Source organism: Wolbachia endosymbiont of Dactylopius coccus, assembly GCF_977011065.1.
Window position 1 is genome coordinate 607280 of sequence record NZ_OZ347065.1, and the last position, 19363, is coordinate 626642.

Consider the following 19363-nt stretch of genomic DNA (forward strand, 5'->3'; position numbering starts at 1 on the left):
ATCTTTTAATATTAACAAGGCCTATAATAGTGCAGCACTGCCTTACGTATTGCCAATCCAAATTCTACTTGCTGTAAAATAACACAATCTGCTACATCGCTGCTAATCTCAATTCCTCTATTTATTGGCCCTGGGTGCATAACAATCGCATCTGGTTTTGCGTATGATAGCTTTTGTGAATCAAGTCCATACAAATAAAAATATTCTTTCTCTGAAGAACTATTATTCATGCGCTCTTTCTGCAATCTCAAAAGCATAATTACGTCAGCATCCTTTATACCTTCAATTAATGAATAATGGACTGAATCTACTTCAGGAAAATGCTTACAAATCAAAGTTGGTGGTGCGACCAAGCTTATCTCTGCTCCAAACATTTTTAGCAACCTTATATTTGACCTTGCAACTCTGCTGTGCAGAATATCTCCACATATCACAACTTTGAGGTCCTTTATTTGCTTTTTGTGATTGCTGATTACAAGATAGTCTGCAAGAGCTTGAGTTGGATGTTCACTACTTCCATCGCCTGCATTGATTAGCGAGCAGTTAACATACTTTGCCAGTGTATTAATGATACCACTACTTTTATGCCTGATTATTATGTAATCAGGATTCATTGCATTTAATGTTTTGATCATGTCTTTTAGATCTTCTCCCTTGTTAATAGAAGAAGATCTTATTGGCAAAGTTACAACATTTGCTCCAAGGCTTTTTGCTGCTATTTCAAAAGACGCAAGTGTACGCGTTGAATCTTCAAAGAATAAATTTATTACTGTCTTATTTTCCAAGATATGACTATTTGCAGCTTCTTTTTTAAGGTACTGGTTAGCCAACTTAGTTATATTTTCTACATCATCGACTGTAAGGTCTGAGATGTTTAACAAATTCCTTCTCTTGTGCATAGTTTCCTTTTCAACTACTTGAACCTATTCTACTTTCTTATTATTATTTTTCAATAGACCTCTTGTGCAGCAATTGTTTTGGTGAAAAAACAGAAAAAGACAGTAAAGTCAAAATTAAGTTAGAAGGAAGAAAAAGTTCAGCGAGTCAAGAGTAAGGTACATTAGCATAAATCCTTCATCCCAGTGTTCAGTGGCACTGGGGATTACTTCCACTTACATTCATCCGCTATCATAACAGCCTCAAAAAGATGCTTCTCAAGTTCACTTAGAGGTAAATCATTTTGTGGATAATTTCCCCAAGACTTTAGTATATCGGAAGTTTCAACGCCTTCAATAATAGGGTATTCTTGGTTTTTTTTAGCGTATAGCTCTTGAGCCTGTTTGCTTACTAAAAATTCCAGCAAAGCTATAGCATTTTCTCTGTTTTTTGTATTTTTTGTTACTGCTGCGCCGCTAACGTTCACCATTACGCCATGATCGTTACGATTAGGAAAAAAAGCCCCTAGTTTGTCTGCAACATTCTTTTTATTTTTATGTTCTGATGAAAGAATTCTTGCAAAATAATAACTATTCACTATTGCAACATCTCCTTCACCAGCAGCTACAGCATAAATTTGGTCAGTATCACCACCACTTGGTTTTCTTGCCATATTACTCACAATTCCACTTACCCATTCTTTCGTCTTTTCAAAACCATTATTTGCAATCATAAAAGCAATCAATGACCGGTTATATGGACTTGTAGAAGAACGCACTAATATTTTCCCTTTCCATTTTTCATTTGCTAAATCTTCATAAGTACTTAAGTTTTTAGGATTTACTGACTCTTTATTATAAACCAATATTCTGGTTCTTTTTGTAAGGCCAAACCAATAATCTTCACTATCTCTAAATTTTGCAGGTATAACACTTTTTAAAATCTCTGAATCCACTTGAGATAAAAGCCCTCTTTTTTTTGCCAAAATCAGGTTCACTGCATCTGCAGTTAAAAGTAAGTCAGCTTCACCGCCATTTTCCATGCGTGAAAGTAGCTGAGAATAATCATCAATGATGTAACATACTTTAATGCCTGTATTTTTTGTAAATTCATCAAATAAAGTACGTACTAATTCTTCTTTGCGCGATGAATAGACATTCACTACTTGTGAATTGTCAGTTCCGCTGTTTTTATACAAAAAAGTAATGACTATTAATACAACTGCTATTAAGGATGTGAATATAAAGGCTTTTTTCATATTGGATAAAAAATAACTTCTTTCAGTTAAAGATACTCAAATAGCGCAATCTTAGCAAGTGTAAAATTCGTTATACCAATTCTCATTGTTGGTCATTCAAATAGGATACATAGCAGAGTTGTTTAATTGTGGAGTAGGTAAGAGAAGTAATAAATTTACACAAAGCACTCTCAAGCAAAGCAATAGTATCGTATATTTTATTGCGCAAAATGTTCTGTTTTACATACAACCAAAGCCTCTCAACTGGATTGAGTTCAGGTGAGTATGGTGGTAGGTATATAATCTCAATATTTTTAGGTACCTTTAAACTTTTCGACTTATGCCAACTAGCACAATCCATAACAAGAAAGGCTTCTCGTGGTCCCAAATATTGAGACATTTGCTCAAGAAATATATTCATACAATCAGTGTTGACATTCGGTGCAAACAAGCTAGAATTCTCCCCATTTCTAGGATTAACTGCACTGTAGAGATAAAAATTTTCCCTACCTAATTTTACCTTAACTTTTGTTCTGACGCCTTTTTTAAACCATCCATGCCCGGTCTTTGAATGTGTGCCAAACCGCGATTCATCGAAGAAAAACAGCTCTTTTTCAGAATACTTGCCAATAACTTCGTTGAGATTTTTTTTTGAATTCCTCTTGTTTTCTTTTATCTTGTACATTGTGTACTGGTCTTGGTGTAATATAAGAGAATTTCATCTTTTGCATATAGCGGTGTACTGTAGATTTGCTAATATTTAAGCCGAACTTTTCCTGGATTCTTATTCTCATTTCTTTAATGGTAATATTAGGATTTTCTCCTACCCATGCTTCAACTTGCTGTAGTTGAGCCTGATTTAATTTAGTTTTTCTACGCCGTTGTGGAGGAGCAAACAATTTTTCTTCTCTGCCTAATTTCAAGAGTTTTATCCACGAAGTTAGTGCGCTTCTTGAAATGCAATATATTTTTGCTACAGCCGTTATACTATGCTTTTTTGCTGCAATTACAGCATTTAGTTTTTTTGCAACATATGCATTGTTCCTTACTTTCTTCAGCATTTTTTTTGCTGATTTTACTACTTCTTCATCCAATAATTTTGATCTTAGTGCCATTTATACCTCGACTATTTCACTTATTTCATTATGGCTTGTCTTCTATTATTGTCTATCTGTTTGCCGTGTAATGGGAATTGGTATTAGATGTAGCTAATATAATTTGGATTTACCGAAGTCAATGTATGAAATAATCGAAATTGTCATTCCAACGCGTGACGCTAGGCCATAAAACTTACTTTACAAACTCCACCAGCCCCCTTATCATGAAACTGAAGCTATTTATTTATCTTCGCAATCTCTGCAGTGGATTAATGACAAAAAAACTTAATGTATTTGGCGTAAATCATGCTTAATTTTTTGCACTATGTGCACCTCATGTCTTTATAAAACTTTTAGGTTTCTACCTATACAAGCCGAAACGCGCTTATAAAGCGTTTAAGACAGCAAAAGACGTCAAATAGACAAGGGAGAATTTGAATACTAGCTACCCTAGGGTTTCTTTGCCTTTTTTTCCACTTAGTAAATTTCTTAAATATTTATGGCTAAAGATTGCACGAATGTTGCAATTACAAAAACGATTTCTACTAGGGTGTCATCCCAGTGCTTGACACTGGGATCCAGCTTTCTTTATAAATTCACCAAAAGTGCTTCATTCTATAACGCAAAATCCATACTCACCAAACCCAATGCATTACTTGCAACTAAGTTTCCTGGATCCAAGTAGTCAGGGCACTGGGATGACAAAAAAGGGGCTACTCGGATGACACCATTCTTTTTCCTGGATCCAAGTAGTCTGGGCACTGGGATGACATCATAGGGGCGCTGGCCTGACAATCGTAATTCCGCTATGTGTTAGCGGCTAAGAGATACCGCGGCGGTATGACGTATTACTTATTATAGCTATAGTTCTACATGAATTACAAAAGTAATATTTACTAGATCTTAATATTTTAGATCTATATTTTAATAAATAATAAGCTGTAATTAGTATGAATGATCCATTTAAAAGTGAGAACTATAAAAAAAATCTCGACTCCTTGATAGAAGCTATAAAGCTGAAAAATATTGGTGAACAATATAATAAAACAGTGAGAGATTTATCCCAGACATTAGAGAGTTTTACAGATAAGGCAGAAGATGTAGCTAATACCAATTCCCATTACACGGCAAACAGATGGACAACAATGGAAGAAAAGCCATAATGAAGTAAGTAAAATAGTTGAGGTATAAATGGCATTAAGATCAAAATTATTGGATGAAAAAGTAGTAGAATCAGCAAAAGAAATGCTGAAGAAAGTAATACCAATTCTCATTGTTGGTCATTCAAATAGGATACATAGCAGAGTTGTTTAATTGTGGAGTAGGTAAGAGAAGTAATAAATTTACACAAAGCACTCTCAAGCAAAGCAATAGTATCGTATATTTTATTGCGCAAAATGTTCTGTTTTACATACAACCAAAGCCTCTCAACTGGATTGAGTTCAGGTGAGTATGGTGGTAGGTATATAATCTCAATATTTTTAGGTACCTTTAAACTTTTCGACTTATGCCAACTAGCACAATCCATAACAAGAAAGGCTTCTCGTGGTCCCAAATATTGAGACATTTGCTCAAGAAATATATTCATACAATCAGTGTTGACATTCGGTGCAAACAAGCTAGAATTCTCCCCATTTCTAGGCTCTGTGGACAAAAAATATGAAGAGGGAGAAAAAAAGTGGTAGTTTAACCAAATGAACATAAAAATGGAGAAACTACCGAATGGAATATTATATAAAAGAAAGAAATTGGAAACAAATTTTAGAATTCATAAAAGGCATAAAAGGAATGCATAGTAAAGACGAAAAACGTTTAAGAATATTCATAGAAGCAGTGTGGTATATGGCGCGAAGTGGTTGCCAATGGCGACTTTTGCCGAAAATCTATGGCAATTACAGAAGTATACACAAACGATTTAAGAGATGGTGCGAAAGGGGTATTTGGAAAAATTTATTGGAGTACACAAAACAAGAGCCAGATTTAGAAGCCGTCATAATCGACGGTACGATCATTAGAGCCCATCCATGTTCGGCTGGATATACAAAAGATTCGAAGGATCAAGAGGCTTTAGGGCGAAGTAAAGGTGGCTTTACGACTAAAATTCATGCACTTGTTGATGCATTGGGAAATCCTTTAAAATTTATACTTACTCCTGGCCAGAGGAATGAAATTACACAAGCTGAAGTATTAACAAAAAATGTCTATAACTCCATTGTAGTAGCTGATAAGGGTTATGACAGCAATGCTTTTGTGGTCAGCCTTGAAAACAGGAAATGTGAAATCGTAATTCCATCAAAAAGGAATCGAAAAGTGCAAAGATACTATGATGAGCATATTTATAAAGAACGTCATTTGATTGAGTGCTTTTTCGGTAAAATTAAAAATTTTAGGCGCATTTTTTCCAGATTTGACAAGACCGCAGAGGTTTACATGGGATTTCTAAATTTTGTTGGAGCTCTCATATGGCTTCTCTAAAATTTTGTCCACAGAGCCTAGGATTAACTGCACTGTAGAGATAAAAATTTTCCCTACCTAATTTTACCTTAACTTTTGTTCTGACGCCTTTTTTAAACCATCCATGCCCGGTCTTTGAATGTGTGCCAAACCGCGATTCATCGAAGAAAAACAGCTCTTTTTCAGGATACTTGCCAATAACTTCGTTGAGATTTTTTTTTGAATTCCTCTTGTTTTCTTTTATCTTGTACATTGTGTACTGGTCTTGGTGTAATATAAGAGAATTTCATCTTTTGCATATAGCGGTGTACTGTAGATTTGCTAATATTTAAGCCGAACTTTTCCTGGATTCTTATTCTCATTTCTTTAATGGTAATATTAGGATTTTCTCCTACCCATGCTTCAACTTGCTGTAGTTGAGCCTGATTTAATTTAGTTTTTCTACGCCGTTGTGGAGGAGCAAACAATTTTTCTTCTCTGCCTAATTTCAAGAGTTTTATCCACGAAGTTAGTGCGCTTCTTGAAATGCAATATATTTTTGCTACAGCCGTTATACTATGCTTTTTTGCTGCAATTACAGCATTTAGTTTTTTTGCAACATATGCATTGTTCCTTACTTTCTTCAGCATTTTTTTTGCTGATTTTACTACTTCTTCATCCAATAATTTTGATCTTAGTGCCATTTATACCTCGACTATTTCACTTATTTCATTATGGCTTGTCTTCTATTATTGTCTATCTGTTTGCCGTGTAATGGGAATTGGTATAAGTTTGTTATATGTAGTGACTTGAATAATTATATAGAACCGGTGAACAAAAAGTCATCAGGTTTTTTGGGAATATTCAAGGTAACATTTAATAAAATCTTGGGAAAAAATGCTTCAATTCAGGATAACGATATAAGAAATTTTGCTAATGATAAATTGCCCAGTCTTGCTGAAAAAATAACATTCGAATACCTAAATGTTTTAAAGAAAATTTCAGATTTAGAGCAAAGTAAAAAAAATCAGGAGGAACATAGATTGTATGGAGTGAACTTAGAGGATAGAACAGCATCAAAGCAAGAAGAAAATCCTTTATATGATCTACAAGCAGGAGATTCAGGCTATGGAAGTTCATTAAACGAAGAGCATGAATATGAAGACATATCAAATTATCAAGAGAAAAAGCAAAAGGAAAATCCTTTATATGAGCAGAGAGAAGATTTAGGCTATGGAAGTTCATTAAACGAAGAGCATGAATATGAAGACATATCAAATTATCAAGAGAAGAAGAGTAAAATTTTAATGGAAAATTCGCAGAGTTCAAAATCGTCCAAAGAAGAGCCAATTTATGCAACAGTTTCTAAAGAACATATAGAAGCAAAAAGAAAACGTAAGCAGAAACAACAACCTCAATCCCTCGTACTACCAAAACCACCAAGAGCACCGCAAGTGCCAAAAAAAATGTTTACTACTGGTCAAGAAATTAGACAAGAATCGAAAGTGGTAGTCAAAGATAAACCTGCAGTACCGCCAAAGCCTAAAAATCTAAGCCGTGCTGATCAAAAAGTAAGCACAGAGCCAAAAGTAGTAGAAGTAATTCTTAAAAAATCAGCTGAAAGAGTACCACTAAAATCTAAAAATCAAGACAATAGGAAATCAGCACAAAAAGCTGCTGGTAAGGCAATACCAAAAGTAGCAGCAGCTACTATGAAAGGAGGAGCTAATCGCGAGATGGGCAGTAAAGTAAAGGCATTAAAAGAAAAATTTGAGCAAAATCAAGCAAAAGGAAATGCTAATGTACGGCTTGCTGAAAGCAAAACTACCCCAGCAGCACAAGCGGATATCGGTATGAAGAAAAAACAATCTCATTCATTTCTAACAGAGAATAAAAGATCTGCAACGAAACACATAACAGCAAAATCTGATCCAAAATCTCATGTCAGCAAAAATCCTCCTTCCACACAAGTAAGTGTTAAGGAAATGGTTGCACAAATTGAGAAAGGAAAAGGAGGAAGATAGTAACATTTGGGAAAAAAACATATGTGTCAAGTCAAGAGATTGTGAGCAAACTTAGGAAATTATAGCTAAACTGACTGTGTCTGTTCAGAGGAGTAGCTAATGTACAAATATTGAAGCAAAGTGCATGACTCACAGCTGTACGAACATTGCAATATGGCACATAGTAAACGATGTCATCCCAGTGCCCAGACACTGGGATCCAGTTTTCCATATAATCTCATCGAAAATGTTGTAATCACTTTCTGTGCTAGTTTGCTTGTGAACAAGCAAACTTTTCTGGTTCCCAGTGTCAAGCACTGGGATGACATCATAGGGACACTGGGATCTAGGGAATGTTCAAAAAACTTTGTCAAATCAACTCATACACTTCATTACCAACTTCATGATGAAGTTCCGCAGTTGGATGGAAATAATCAAAAAAGAAATAATCCTTTAGTGTTTCTTTGCTACACCCAGGGTTATAGTGAACGTCAAGTTCCCCTTTAAATATAAACTTTAAGAGTATTTTTATATTTTCTTTAAATCTCCCAACTTGGTCTGCAATGTTCGATGTGCATGCATCTTGACAATTAAAACCTTTGCTCTTGTATTCGCTAAACATACTTCTCATTTTAGAGTTAAGATCAAATGCTTTTATTTCAAGATTTGTACTTTTCTTCATATAATCTAAGCCTTTAGCCAGTTTTGCATTGAAACTCTCCGTGAGCTTTGTAGCTAGTTCCCTTGCTTCTTCATCTCTATTAAAAGCTGGTATTAAGCCAACTTCAGGTGCGTTTGCAACAACTACATGCTTAACACCATGTTCATTTAGAACCTTAAGTGCATTACATATTTCACTCACTGCTTGTTCCAACACTTCTTCAGCTTTAGTATCGTCATAAGCAGTGGCAACCATAATATCATTTCCGCCGATTATGATGCAAAATAAATCTTCTTTACCTATACCTGGATGATGTTTAATTACCGCATCTAGCTGGTTAGCTAAACGAAATTTATTGAAGAAATAAGAAAAAACAGGGCCAAAAATTTCAGATGCTGTTGCACATGAAACCGCATAGTTTTGACCTTGCTGTTCGTGGCATCTACCAAAAAATGAATAACTCCACCCAGGTTTAAATTCGTCTAAATCTAAATATTTTGCTACATATTCAACAGCAGTAGGGCCATTGCTAAAAGATCCTCCTTGATAAAAAGGGTCATCAAACTTTACGCTTTTTGCAAAGGATAAGTTATTTAAAATTCCAATGATTGCGCCATTATCGGATAAACTATCACCCAGAACATAAAAATTTCTATACTTTGAATTAGAATTGTCATTTTTGTTTGTCATAATATTTACCGTAGATTAGCATGCTGTTTCATTAGATTCATAAAAAAAAATAGCAGTGCAACTTTTTTACAACCCCATTTTAAACTTTATTGTGCATTTCCTTCATATCATACCTTTTTGAAAAAACGTTTTATTTTAAAAACGCTCTGACTTTTTCTCCACTTTTTCCAGGCAAAATCAGCTTCTTCTTAACTTGACACGTATACTTAAAAGAACCCTCTAAGTTTTCTAGCGCGGCTTGGATGTTTCAACTTGCGCAGTGCTTTTGCCTCTATTTGCCTAATTCTCTCACGTGTTACATTAAAAATTTTTCCTACTTCTTCTAAGGTATGCTCCTTCCCATCTTTACCAAGGCCAAAACGCATTCTTAGAATTCTTTCTTCCTTTGGTGTTAAAGTTGCAAGAACATTGGTTGTAATGCCACGCAAGTCAGCAAGTATTGCAGCATCCTCTGGTCTGGAGACTCGCTTATCTTCTATACAATCACCGAAGGTACTACTATCATCCTTTCCTGTTGGAGCTTCAAGACTTACTGGGTCCCTTGCTATTTTCATAACTTTGCGTATTCTTTCCAGTGGCATTGTCAGTTCTACACTTAATTCCTCTAACGTCGGCTCTCTTCCCATCTCATGAGTCATTTTTCTTAATGCTCTGTTGATTTTACTGATAATTTCTACCATATGCACTGGTATTCTAACTACCTTAGACTGCTCAGGTATTGCCCTAGTGATTGATTGTCTTACCCACCAAGTGCCATAAGTTGAAAATTTATATCCACGTTTGTAATCAAACTTATCCACGGCCTTCATAAGACCAATATTGCCTTCTTGTATCAAATCAAGCAGATCAAGGCCTCTTTTTGAATACTTCTTAGCAATGGAAACTACTAGCCTTAAGTTAGCCTTAATCATCTCTTGCTTTGCTTCAGAGACTTCTCGTTCATGTTTTTGTATTCTCCTGATTAGCTCCTTAAATTCTTGCACGTTATCTTCCTGTATATGCTGCTTAATACCGTTCAAAGTATTAGCTATATGTTCAGAGTTATCGTCTATAAACCTTAAAAATTTGTTTTTTAATTCACCTGTAAAAGAGGACTGATTTTCATTGGCCTTAAAAAGACTTATCTTTTTCAATTCGTGCTTTAAAAGCACGTCATCATAAACTTTATAGAAACTTTCTCTATCGATATCGTATTTTCTAGCCTCAGCAATAAGATTAGCCTCTTCAAGCGTGATGGATCTATTTATCTTATAAAGTTCTTGTGTAATTCTGGCAACAGCAGCATCACTTAACTTAATTTGTAATGCTATAGACCATATTTGACTATATAAATTCTCTAGTTCATCAGAGGAATCTTTAGAATTTTTTCTTAATACCAATGCTTCACTTGTTAAAGTAATTATCTCATCCAATGCAACTATGACCTTTGGCAACAAGTTACTTTCCATTTCAAGAATAGAAACATTTAAATTCGCTGAATTTACATCTTCATTATCACCGTCTTTCTCATCATCACTTTTTTTACTATCTTTCTCATCATCACTACAGTACTCAGCATCTTCAGAAACATCCTCAGAATCCTCAACATCTTCAGCACTTTCTTCACTCTCTTCTTTGGGTACCACATTAAAGTCAGAGTTATAAATTGCATCCAGATCTATAATTTCTCTCAGTAAGAGAGCTCCACTACTTAAATCATCACGCCATACTTTTATCACCTTTAATGTTACTGATGTTTCAATTATTGCACGTAACATGTTATGCTTTTCAGATTCAATTTTTTTTGCTATCTCGATTTCATCTGCCCTTGACAAAAGCTTTACAGAGCTCATGTCTTGTAAATAAATCCTCACTGGATCATCATTTTGTACTAAAGTTGCAGTAACATTTGGCAATGTGTCATCATCATCAAGTTTACTATCATCACTGTTGGAAGGAATATCTTCTTCATCTTCGCTACTTTCAAGCACATTAATCCCGGAATCCTGCAATAAAGATATAGCATCATCTATAAAATCAGACGAAAAATTTTCATCTGATAATTTATCATTTATATCATCAAAGGTGACAAAACCACCTTTTTTTATACTCTTAGTTACCAGATCTTTGATAATTTTTTTCTTATCTTCTGCATCATTAATAGTTGACATCATTACCTTTATAGTTTATAATTTTATTTCTCATTAACAAATAAACTTACAACGAGCAAGTCTATAATTTTACTTTTAACTTGTGGCTATTTGTTACTTCATATAGTTTAAGATACTGTTAATTTATGTACACTTGTCTTGATCAATTGTTCCATACTTTTCTTCCATTTTTACTGCTATGGACAATCCAACTGAAAATGTTGCAATTCCAACCACTATAGCAGTAAGCATTAAAACATGAGGTATAGGATTGCTATATGAATAAAAATTTGAAACCAATATAGGAGGCAAAGAACTTTTTATATATCCTAGAGATATGTAAAACAACAAAACAGATGCTTGGAAGACGCTTACCCCTATCATTTTCTTGATTAAATTTTTATCGTTTACAATAATATATAAACCTAGTACCATTAATACAATAATAATCGTATAATTATATAAAGTCATTGTTTTTTCCTACGAGCAAAATTCATATATATAATTAACATAGAGGAGCAGACAGTAAATGTTACACCTAATTCCACCAAAAAAATACCTAATTTTTGACCGGTTCTATTATTGGCTGACAAGATATCATAGGATAAAAAATTTTGGCCAAGTAAAGTTGTTGCAACGCCCGTTCCTCCATAAATTAAAATACCTAACACGTTAGTCAATCTAATCACAGAATAAGGTATTGCTTTTAGAGTTGTAGATACACCAAATAGCATTGAATATAATATTATCCCGGAGGCAATAATTATTCCTGCTTGAAAACCTCCACCAGGAGTATAATCACCGTGAAATTGTATGTATAAACCAAATAAAATGATAAAAGGTATCATCAAAAATGTTACTGCATTTAATATCGGATCTTTAATCATTTTCTTTTTCTTCTTTTAATATCAACGTTATACAAAGCGCAGCAGTAAAAACTACTATAGTTTCTCCAAACGTGTCATAACCACGAAAGCTTGCCAAAACAGCTGTCACTATGTTAGGAATACCGGTAGCTTTTTCGGTATTTTCCACATAATAAGGAGCAACATGCAAGTGGATCGGAGCATTGTGGCTGCCAAAATCTGGCAATTGAATCATAAAATATGACAAACATACAGCCAGAAATAACATGAAAAAAAGCGTTATAGGGTTATGAGATAGATTTACTTTATGATTCTTTATCAAGGAGAGTGCTGCAAACTTAAAAATCGTACTGAGCCCCGCACCAACAGAAGCTTCAGTAATTGCAACATCAGGTGCATTCATAATTAAGTATATAAGCGCAATAAGTGAACTAAATACACACATTAGAACAGCACTTACGACTAAATGTCGCGAGAAGACTATAAAAACCGTAACTGTTAGTAACAACAAAAGTAGCACTACATTTAATATTTCTAACACCTTAACCTTCTTTAACAGTTTTTTTCTTAACTTTATAATAAGTGCGCGCTAAAATATAGCTATTAGTTGAGTTAGCTGCCCATATTATAAGAATTAATAATATTATTTTAATAGTATTGATTGAAAATTCATTCTGCAGAGCAAAACCAATTAATAACAATGTTGTACCGCTAGAATCTGTAATACCTGCTGCATGTAATCTAGTATAGAAATCAGGAAATCTGATCACCCCTATATTTGAAATAATTATCAAACAAATACCTAAAAATATGAAAATGGATCCTATCATAAATTATTAAAACAACATTAATCTCATTAGTGCTATAGTTGATATAAAGCTAACGCTAGCATACAACAATGCTATATCAATTAAAAAAAAATTATTCAGAATGATTGATATTGCTGTTATGAGTACAACTACTTGCGTTGAGAAATTATTGAACGCTAAAACCTTATTGTACACATCACTTGACTTAGACACTATGCGGCACAACATTATACTCATACAGAACAACAGTGTATAGATAGCAATGTGAAGCATTTAAAGACTATGTAACTTCAGTAGATTTCTAAACGGATACTTCTTCATCGCCATCTTGATCATTTATTTCATCATCTATTTCACCATCCACTTCATAATCTTGGCTTTCTTGACTTGCATCAAGATCTGTGTTATCAGAAAAATTTAATAAATTCGCTAGCTTACTTGTATTACTGCTGTAAACATTATTCATATTTCCTTTCATGTACTCCTTGCATCTACCTACCAAAAGGTTAAATAGCTCATGAGTATCCACCTGTTTTTCTGCTATTTCATGTAAGGAAACTATGATATTTTTATGGTCTTTAAACTGAGCTGTTTGAACTGGATTACTTGCTCCTGTATTTAAATCATGTGTTCTTTGACTTGCCAACAGAACCAATTTGAAACGGTTACTTACCTGTTCTGTACACTCTTCTACAATAGATTCAGCCATAAGATACTACCTTAATAAGTTTTATACTATATCACAAAAAACAAGTTGTCAACTTGTATCTATTGCGATTCAACTTCATGTTTCACTTTTTCTGCCTCAGATTTTATTTCTTGGCTTTCTGTCATCGTGATTGTTATTTCATGATCAAGTTTTTTTAGAAATCCTAACAATCGCTCTAAAGAAAAACCATCTATTTTACCATTTTTAATTTGCGATACCTTTGGCTGATCAATACCAAGTTTCTCAGCTGCAAAAGCCTGAGTCCAAGCATTTTTTTCTATAATTTTATTTATTATATAAAGCAACTTTGTTTTTATTCCTGCACTGTCTAAGTTATTTAACGATATTATTTCCATAATTCTTACACTCACATATCAATTAACTTTATTAAACATTATAATATAATATTTAATATACCAAGATATTAATATCATATAACTTGTCAATAATTATATGATATCAAATTTAAAACTTTAAGTTGATTGTATATTAATATTTCAATCAAATTTCTAGTAATTTTAAATTACCATTCTACTATCAGCCTATCTGAAAAAATCATTTACAGAAAGAACAAGCTAAAATTACAAAGCTTGAAATACAAAAATAATTATTTATAAATTTATCTTACATAAGAAGTTTATATCTCTATATCTTCACATAGATATTTATTTAAATTTTTAAAATTTCTATTTTAACGAGAATTCTATATATTATATTTATAATATAACTTAAATATTTGTTGCTTTTTAGCTGGAACATTATTTAGTTAGTAAGTAAAATTGTGTTGAATATGACAAAAATAAAAAAAGATGTTGCTGTTATCATGGGAAGTGAGTCAGATTACACCACTATGGTCCATACTGTTGATATGTTAAAAGCATTAGAAGTTTCACATGATATATTCATAATATCTGCACATAGAACACCAGAAAGGCTCTTCAATTTTGCTAAATCTGCACAAGAAGAAGGTTTTAAGGTTATTATAGCTGGTGCAGGAGGTGCAGCTCATTTACCTGGTATGGTTGCGTCACTAACTTGTTTACCAGTTATCGGCGTTCCTGTGCATAGTAAACAATTAAATGGGCTGGACAGTCTACTCTCTATAGTTCAAATGCCAAAGGGTGTTCCAGTTGCAACCATGTCTATAGGAGAAAATGGAGCATATAATGCTGCCATTACCGCCGTATCTATATTGTCAATTTCCAACAGTGAAATTGCAGGTAGGTTAAAAAATTGGAGAGAGAGACAAACCAAAGAAGTAAAAGAAAAACCAGTTTCATAATAAATCTATGGCAATAATTCTTCTAGACACAAAAACCATAAACCGTATAGCAGCGGGGGAGGTGATAGAAAGGCCAGCAAGTGTAGTAAAGGAATTAGTGGAAAATGCAATAGATGCTGGAAGTTTAGAAATAGAGATCAAAATAGAAAGTGGTGGGCGTAACCTTATTATTGTGACAGATGATGGTAACGGAGTAGAAAAAAACGATTTAGAACTTGCGTTTATGCGCCATGCTACTTCAAAATTGAGCGATAGTGAGTTGATAGAAATCAAGCATCTTGGCTTTAGAGGAGAAGCTTTACCTTCAATTGCAGCAGTAAGTAGGATAAAATTATCGTCTAAAGCAAGCGGAGCAAGTGAAGCATGGTCTATAAGTTATGAGGGTGGAGAAAAGATGGGGGAGCTAACTCCTTACTCTTTATCACAAGGGACACATATTGAAGTACGAGATTTGTTTTTTGCTACCCCAAATAGACTAAAATTTCTAAAAACCGAAAGAGCAGAAACTCAAAGCATTGTTGATATTGTAAATAACCTAGCAATGATTAACTATCATATAGGGTTTACTCTCACTTCAGGTAATAAAAAGCTCTTAAAATACGCTAAGCAGCCTTCGTTATTTCATAGATTGTGTGAAGTAGAAGAAGAATTTCAGGGCAATTCTTTGGAGGTCAATGAAGAAGAAGACGGGATTAAACTTACAGGACACATCTGTAAACCGACCGTCAACCGTGGTAAGTCAACTCAGATCTATACGTTTGTTAATGGGAGGCCAATCAAGGATAATCTACTCGTTGGCGCGATTCGTTATGCGTACCATGATTTTATTCCAAGTGACAGATATCCGTTTACGGCATTGCACTTAGAAATACCATACGATCAAGTAGATGTAAATGTGCATCCAAATAAATCAGAAGTAAGATTTCAGAATAAGAAGCTCATATATGAGATAGTGACAAGAGGATTAATTAAAGCATTGTCAAGAAGGATAGGCACCTTTCTAGCGCATGACCAGAAAATGGATTCAACATTGCCAGATCCTTTTGATAAACCTAATGTTCAAAATGAAAGAAGGCCAAGTCCTTTTGAAAATCAACTAATAAAAGAATTTGCTTCTCCAAATGAAAGAGTAAAAAGCTTATCAGAACAGTCAAAATCGTTTGATTATACCGGCATACAGAAATTCCCATCACAAGCGGAGACTATGGTTCTAGAAAAAAAAGTGTTAGAGCAAGTTGATTTGATAGAGAGCCACCCGCTCGGGTTTGCACGCTGTCAGGTCTATAATACTTACATTATTGCCGAGGTAAGAGACAAATTGATTATAGTTGATCAGCATGCAGCCCACGAAAAACTAGTATATGAATGCCTAAAACAAAAATCAAGTATAAAAAGACAAAAACTACTTCTTCCTGAAACGGTTGAAATCAAAAATCAAGCTGGAATGGAGATGATTGAAATCTATAAAGATAAATTATTTGAAATGGGTTTTGATATTGAAATCAAATCAGAAAATAAAGTGATAGTAAAAGAAATCCCTGCAATTTTGGGAGCAATAGATGTAAAAGAGATGCTAATTAATATAGTCGATAGATTAACGGAAATAGAAGATACATTGCCAGTAGAAGATAAAGTGAACAAAATATTGGCCACTATCGCTTGTCATGGATCAATTAGAGCGGGTAGAAAAATGAGGTTAGAGGAGATGAATGAGCTGCTGAGACAAATGGAAAAAACCCCATATTCCGGGCAATGCAACCACGGAAGACCAACTTATATAGAAATGAAACTCAGTGATATTGAAAAACTTTTTGAGCGGAGGTAAGAGGTTGCCATAAATATGTAAGTGCTCCTTCCCCATCATCCAAGTGGCTCATAGAAACGGATTAAATGCAAAACTTACTTGACACATTTTGCCAGCCCCCTTATTATGGCATTAAGGGTATTTATGACTCAAAACTTGTTTTTGACCTGCAGGCTCAATGACAAAATTCAGTAAAAAACTTAGGGCATTTTTTGGCGGATTACATAAAATTATAGCGGCTGCATGTCTTTTAAATTTTTTCTACATTCAGCCAAACCGCGCTTAAACTAAGCGTCAGCACATTATTACAGCACCAATTTACAGTATTAGAGAGTCAAAACCAGCACCACGGGATTTTTTTACCTTTTTTTTCGTTTGCTTAATGTTTATAGCTCAAAGAGAGGTGTCATTCCAGCACTTGATGCTGGAATCCAGGAATTTTATCAAGTATAAAAGTTATGTTAAAATGCACCATTTATGGAAAACTAGATCCCAGCACTGGGATGACAAGAAAGGAGCACTGGGATGACATCATAGGGGCACTGCCATTATAGAGTGAACCAGTGTCAGCTACTTGGATGACAAAGAAAGGAACACTGGGATGACACCCTTTCCTAGGCTCTGTGGACAAAATTTTAGAGAAGCCATATGAGAGCTCCAACAAAATTTAGAAATCCCATGTAAACCTCTGCGGTCTTGTCAAATCTGGAAAAAATGCGCCTAAAATTTTTAATTTTACCGAAAAAGCACTCAATCAAATGACGTTCTTTATAAATATGCTCATCATAGTATCTTTGCACTTTTCGATTCCTTTTTGATGGAATTACGATTTCACATTTCCTGTTTTCAAGGCTGACCACAAAAGCATTGCTGTCATAACCCTTATCAGCTACTACAATGGAGTTATAGACATTTTTTGTTAATACTTCAGCTTGTGTAATTTCATTCCTCTGGCCAGGAGTAAGTATAAATTTTAAAGGATTTCCCAATGCATCAACAAGTGCATGAATTTTAGTCGTAAAGCCACCTTTACTTCGCCCTAAAGCCTCTTGATCCTTCGAATCTTTTGTATATCCAGCCGAACATGGATGGGCTCTAATGATCGTACCGTCGATTATGACGGCTTCTAAATCTGGCTCTTGTTTTGTGTACTCCAATAAATTTTTCCAAATACCCCTTTCGCACCATCTCTTAAATCGTTTGTGTATACTTCTGTAATTGCCATAGATTTTCGGCAAAAGTCGCCATTGGCAACCACTTCGCGCCATATACCACACTGCTTCTATGAATATTCTTAAACGTTTTTCGTCTTTACTATGCATTCCTTTTATGCCTTTTATGAATTCTAAAATTTGTTTCCAATTTCTTTCTTTTATATAATATTCCATTCGGTAGTTTCTCCATTTTTATGTTCATTTGGTTAAACTACCACTTTTTTTCTCCCTCTTCATATTTTTTGTCCACAGAGCCTAGATGGAGATAAATTACAATGTTTGTACAGTTATGGGATTGCGCAGTGGATGCAGTTTAACATAAAAAGCTTTGCTTTTTGAAATTTTGGGTTATACTTCACTTAAGATATTTCAGTAGGGGATTTATTGTGAATAGAAAGGAAGCTTTAAAAATATTAGGCTTAAATGCGAACCCCAGTGAACGAGAAATTACAATAGCATATAGAAAATTAGCTCTTGAATATCATCCTGATAAACATTCAGGTGAGAGTAAGGATGTGCAAAAACAAAATGAAGAGAAGTTTAAAGAATTAGGTGCTGCGTATAAATTTCTTACCGGAAAGGATGTAAAAGAAGCTATAACATTTAGTGGTGAAGATTTAGATAGAGTTAGTTCTACCGATGATTTATTAATTCTTTTGCACCTTGCTATTTTCAATAAGCAAAAGGATTTTTTAGAAAAGTTACTTTCTAGGTTTAAAAGTGGTGAAGGCGAAGAGTTTGGTGATTATATTAACGAAAAGAGCTTTACAATATTTGATGATTCACCGTTATACATCGCTTGTTTGCTGGGTTATACTGATATTGTAACACTACTCTTAAAACACAAAGCAAACCCTGACTTATCAAAGGATTATACGCCATTGCTGACAGCATGTTCGATGGGTCATGCTGGTATTGTCGAAGTACTCTTAAAATACAAGGCAAACCCTAATTTATCAAGCGGACCGAACAATTTTAGACCGCTGTTTACTGTTATTTGTTCATATACGAATGATAGTGATAAAGAAAATTACATTAAGATTACAGAGCTATTGCTAAAATATGGTGCGGATCCCAATACATCAGTAGAAGACGATATTAGAGTTATAGAGTGTACTGAAAGCAACATCTTGAAGCGTACATTTATGCTGCATGGCAATAATAAGATTAGAAAATTAATGGTGCAATATGGTGGTGTTGACCGTCATTACCTCTTTACTTGCGGGTTATTTGCCACTTGTTTTACTTTATGTATGATAATCCACGTTTCGTCTATTTATAAATTAAGCAACTATGAAATGCCTATTTGCGTGTTTGCTATACTATTCTGTACATATAGGGCTTTAGAGGCAGCGTTTTTCGCAAAAACAAAAGAGCCTTCTCCTGAATTTGCTGAAGTTATTACTGAAAAAGTAGTAAATAATGTTGGGCTAAATGCCGAGGACAATTCTCAAGAAACTGGTAATGCATTAGCTTAATCTACAGAGATCAAAAAAGTTCTTTTTTAAAAAACTTAAGTTATACTTATAATATTTGATACCTTTTATAGTGAT

At 34.1% G+C, this 19363-nt stretch carries 24 protein-coding genes and 2 pseudogenes; 8 read left to right on the forward strand and 18 right to left on the reverse strand.

The annotated features are described in order from the left end of the window. Window positions 1–11 precede the first annotated feature (11 nt). From ACWHVF_RS03375 to ACWHVF_RS03385, 3 genes are all read right to left on the reverse strand, one after another. Window positions 12–899 (reverse strand): aspartate carbamoyltransferase catalytic subunit, encoded by an 888-nt coding sequence (locus ACWHVF_RS03375; protein ID WP_064124726.1) that lies wholly within the window; start codon window positions 897–899, stop codon window positions 12–14. A gap of 203 nt (window positions 900–1102) precedes the next feature. After that, a complete protein-coding gene (locus tag ACWHVF_RS03380; protein WP_064124727.1) occupies window positions 1103–2134 on the reverse strand; it encodes an extracellular solute-binding protein in 1032 nt (343 codons plus the stop codon). An 82-nt stretch (window positions 2135–2216) separates the two neighbouring features. After that, a protein-coding gene (locus ACWHVF_RS03385) for an IS630 family transposase (protein ID WP_447933057.1) occupies window positions 2217–3228 on the reverse strand; the annotation gives its coding sequence in 2 pieces (ribosomal slippage) (window positions 2217–2765 and window positions 2767–3228; 1011 coding nt in all). A 481-nt stretch (window positions 3229–3709) separates the two neighbouring features. On the opposite strand from ACWHVF_RS03385, the gene ACWHVF_RS03390 reads away from it, so the two are divergent. Next, window positions 3710–3895: a hypothetical protein gene (locus tag ACWHVF_RS03390; RefSeq protein ID WP_447933167.1), complete on the forward strand. Its 186-nt coding sequence runs from the start codon at window positions 3710–3712 to the stop codon at window positions 3893–3895. On the opposite strand, the gene ACWHVF_RS03395 is transcribed toward ACWHVF_RS03390, so the two are convergent. After that, on the reverse strand, window positions 3826–4005 hold the full coding sequence (locus tag ACWHVF_RS03395; protein WP_447933168.1) for a hypothetical protein: 180 nt from the start codon (window positions 4003–4005) through the stop codon (window positions 3826–3828). The two genes, ACWHVF_RS03390 and ACWHVF_RS03395, sit on opposite strands and share 70 nt — an antisense overlap. A 155-nt stretch (window positions 4006–4160) precedes the next feature. On the opposite strand from ACWHVF_RS03395, the gene ACWHVF_RS03400 reads away from it, so the two are divergent. Together ACWHVF_RS03400 and ACWHVF_RS03405 are read left to right on the forward strand one after the other, a co-directional pair. Beyond that, window positions 4161–4373: a hypothetical protein gene (locus ACWHVF_RS03400; RefSeq protein WP_064124788.1), complete on the forward strand. Its 213-nt coding sequence runs from the start codon at window positions 4161–4163 to the stop codon at window positions 4371–4373. Window positions 4374–4401: 28 nt separating this feature from the next. Further along, window positions 4402–4524 carry a hypothetical protein gene (locus ACWHVF_RS03405; protein WP_447933308.1) on the forward strand — a complete coding sequence of 41 codons (123 nt, stop codon included), beginning with the start codon at window positions 4402–4404 and terminating at the stop codon, window positions 4522–4524. Here ACWHVF_RS03405 and ACWHVF_RS03410 read toward each other — a convergent pair. Next, a pseudogene (locus tag ACWHVF_RS03410) lies at window positions 4481–4852 on the reverse strand (IS630 family transposase); the annotation flags it as partial. The gene ACWHVF_RS03405 and the pseudogene ACWHVF_RS03410 overlap by 44 nt on opposite strands. A gap of 80 nt (window positions 4853–4932) precedes the next feature. On the opposite strand from ACWHVF_RS03410, the gene ACWHVF_RS03415 reads away from it, so the two are divergent. Beyond that, a complete protein-coding gene (locus ACWHVF_RS03415; RefSeq protein ID WP_064124816.1) occupies window positions 4933–5685 on the forward strand; it encodes an IS5 family transposase in 753 nt (250 codons plus the stop codon). Between the two features lie 16 nt (window positions 5686–5701). Here the strand turns inward: ACWHVF_RS03415 and ACWHVF_RS03420 are convergent. Beyond that, window positions 5702–6347 (reverse strand): annotated as a pseudogene (locus ACWHVF_RS03420) (IS630 family transposase); the annotation flags it as partial. Window positions 6348–6377: 30 nt separating this feature from the next. On the opposite strand from ACWHVF_RS03420, the gene ACWHVF_RS03425 reads away from it, so the two are divergent. Further along, window positions 6378–7667 (forward strand): hypothetical protein, encoded by a 1290-nt coding sequence (locus ACWHVF_RS03425; protein WP_064124913.1) that lies wholly within the window; start codon window positions 6378–6380, stop codon window positions 7665–7667. 173 nt (window positions 7668–7840) lie between these two features. Here the strand turns inward: ACWHVF_RS03425 and ACWHVF_RS03430 are convergent, their stop codons facing one another. From ACWHVF_RS03430 to ACWHVF_RS03475, 10 genes are all read right to left on the reverse strand, one after another. Beyond that, the gene (locus ACWHVF_RS03430; RefSeq protein WP_447933169.1) at window positions 7841–8020 is read right to left on the reverse strand and encodes a hypothetical protein; all 180 of its coding nucleotides are present in this window, start codon (window positions 8018–8020) and stop codon (window positions 7841–7843) included. After that, window positions 8017–8997, reverse strand: a complete 981-nt coding sequence (locus ACWHVF_RS03435; RefSeq protein WP_064124914.1) for an SGNH/GDSL hydrolase family protein — start codon at window positions 8995–8997, stop codon at window positions 8017–8019. The genes ACWHVF_RS03430 and ACWHVF_RS03435 overlap by 4 nt, the downstream gene beginning before the upstream one ends. Before the next feature lie 206 nt (window positions 8998–9203). Next, window positions 9204–11147, reverse strand: a complete 1944-nt coding sequence (gene rpoD / locus ACWHVF_RS03440) for an RNA polymerase sigma factor RpoD (protein ID WP_064124915.1) — start codon at window positions 11145–11147, stop codon at window positions 9204–9206. Window positions 11148–11270: 123 nt separating this feature from the next. After that, on the reverse strand, window positions 11271–11597 hold the full coding sequence (locus tag ACWHVF_RS03445; RefSeq protein ID WP_064124916.1) for a cation:proton antiporter subunit C: 327 nt from the start codon (window positions 11595–11597) through the stop codon (window positions 11271–11273). Then, window positions 11594–12013, reverse strand: a complete 420-nt coding sequence (locus ACWHVF_RS03450; protein WP_064124917.1) for a Na(+)/H(+) antiporter subunit B — start codon at window positions 12011–12013, stop codon at window positions 11594–11596. Before ACWHVF_RS03450 ends, ACWHVF_RS03445 begins: the two co-directional genes overlap by 4 nt. Beyond that, a complete protein-coding gene (locus tag ACWHVF_RS03455) occupies window positions 12006–12533 on the reverse strand; it encodes a DUF4040 domain-containing protein (RefSeq protein ID WP_064124918.1) in 528 nt (175 codons plus the stop codon). The genes ACWHVF_RS03450 and ACWHVF_RS03455 overlap by 8 nt, the downstream gene beginning before the upstream one ends. Before the next feature lies 1 nt (window position 12534). Continuing rightward, window positions 12535–12822, reverse strand: a complete 288-nt coding sequence (mnhG, locus tag ACWHVF_RS03460; protein WP_064124919.1) for a monovalent cation/H(+) antiporter subunit G — start codon at window positions 12820–12822, stop codon at window positions 12535–12537. A 6-nt stretch (window positions 12823–12828) separates the two neighbouring features. Further along, window positions 12829–13074, reverse strand: coding sequence for a monovalent cation/H+ antiporter complex subunit F (locus ACWHVF_RS03465; RefSeq protein ID WP_082860906.1), 246 nt, complete (start codon window positions 13072–13074; stop codon window positions 12829–12831). A 28-nt stretch (window positions 13075–13102) separates the two neighbouring features. After that, window positions 13103–13510 (reverse strand): DNA-directed RNA polymerase subunit omega, encoded by a 408-nt coding sequence (rpoZ, locus tag ACWHVF_RS03470; protein ID WP_064124920.1) that lies wholly within the window; start codon window positions 13508–13510, stop codon window positions 13103–13105. Between the two features lie 59 nt (window positions 13511–13569). After that, window positions 13570–13866: a helix-turn-helix domain-containing protein gene (locus ACWHVF_RS03475; protein WP_010081926.1), complete on the reverse strand. Its 297-nt coding sequence runs from the start codon at window positions 13864–13866 to the stop codon at window positions 13570–13572. Between the two features lie 434 nt (window positions 13867–14300). On the opposite strand from ACWHVF_RS03475, the gene purE reads away from it, so the two are divergent. Together purE and mutL are read left to right on the forward strand one after the other, a co-directional pair. Further along, on the forward strand, window positions 14301–14792 hold the full coding sequence (purE, locus tag ACWHVF_RS03480) for a 5-(carboxyamino)imidazole ribonucleotide mutase (RefSeq protein ID WP_179945562.1): 492 nt from the start codon (window positions 14301–14303) through the stop codon (window positions 14790–14792). 7 nt (window positions 14793–14799) lie between these two features. Continuing rightward, entirely contained in the window at window positions 14800–16617 is a 1818-nt protein-coding gene (gene mutL, locus ACWHVF_RS03485) for a DNA mismatch repair endonuclease MutL (RefSeq protein WP_064124922.1), read from the forward strand. Between the two features lie 454 nt (window positions 16618–17071). Here mutL and ACWHVF_RS03490 read toward each other — a convergent pair whose 3' ends face one another. Beyond that, on the reverse strand, window positions 17072–17227 hold the full coding sequence (locus tag ACWHVF_RS03490; RefSeq protein WP_156488178.1) for a hypothetical protein: 156 nt from the start codon (window positions 17225–17227) through the stop codon (window positions 17072–17074). A gap of 4 nt (window positions 17228–17231) precedes the next feature. Then, complete coding sequence (locus ACWHVF_RS03495; protein ID WP_064124816.1) at window positions 17232–17984, reverse strand: IS5 family transposase; 753 nt, start codon at window positions 17982–17984, stop codon at window positions 17232–17234. 212 nt (window positions 17985–18196) lie between these two features. Between ACWHVF_RS03495 and ACWHVF_RS03500 the strand changes: the two genes are divergently transcribed. Beyond that, a complete protein-coding gene (locus tag ACWHVF_RS03500) occupies window positions 18197–19288 on the forward strand; it encodes an ankyrin repeat domain-containing protein (RefSeq protein ID WP_064124845.1) in 1092 nt (363 codons plus the stop codon). Window positions 19289–19363: the final 75 nt, after the last annotated feature.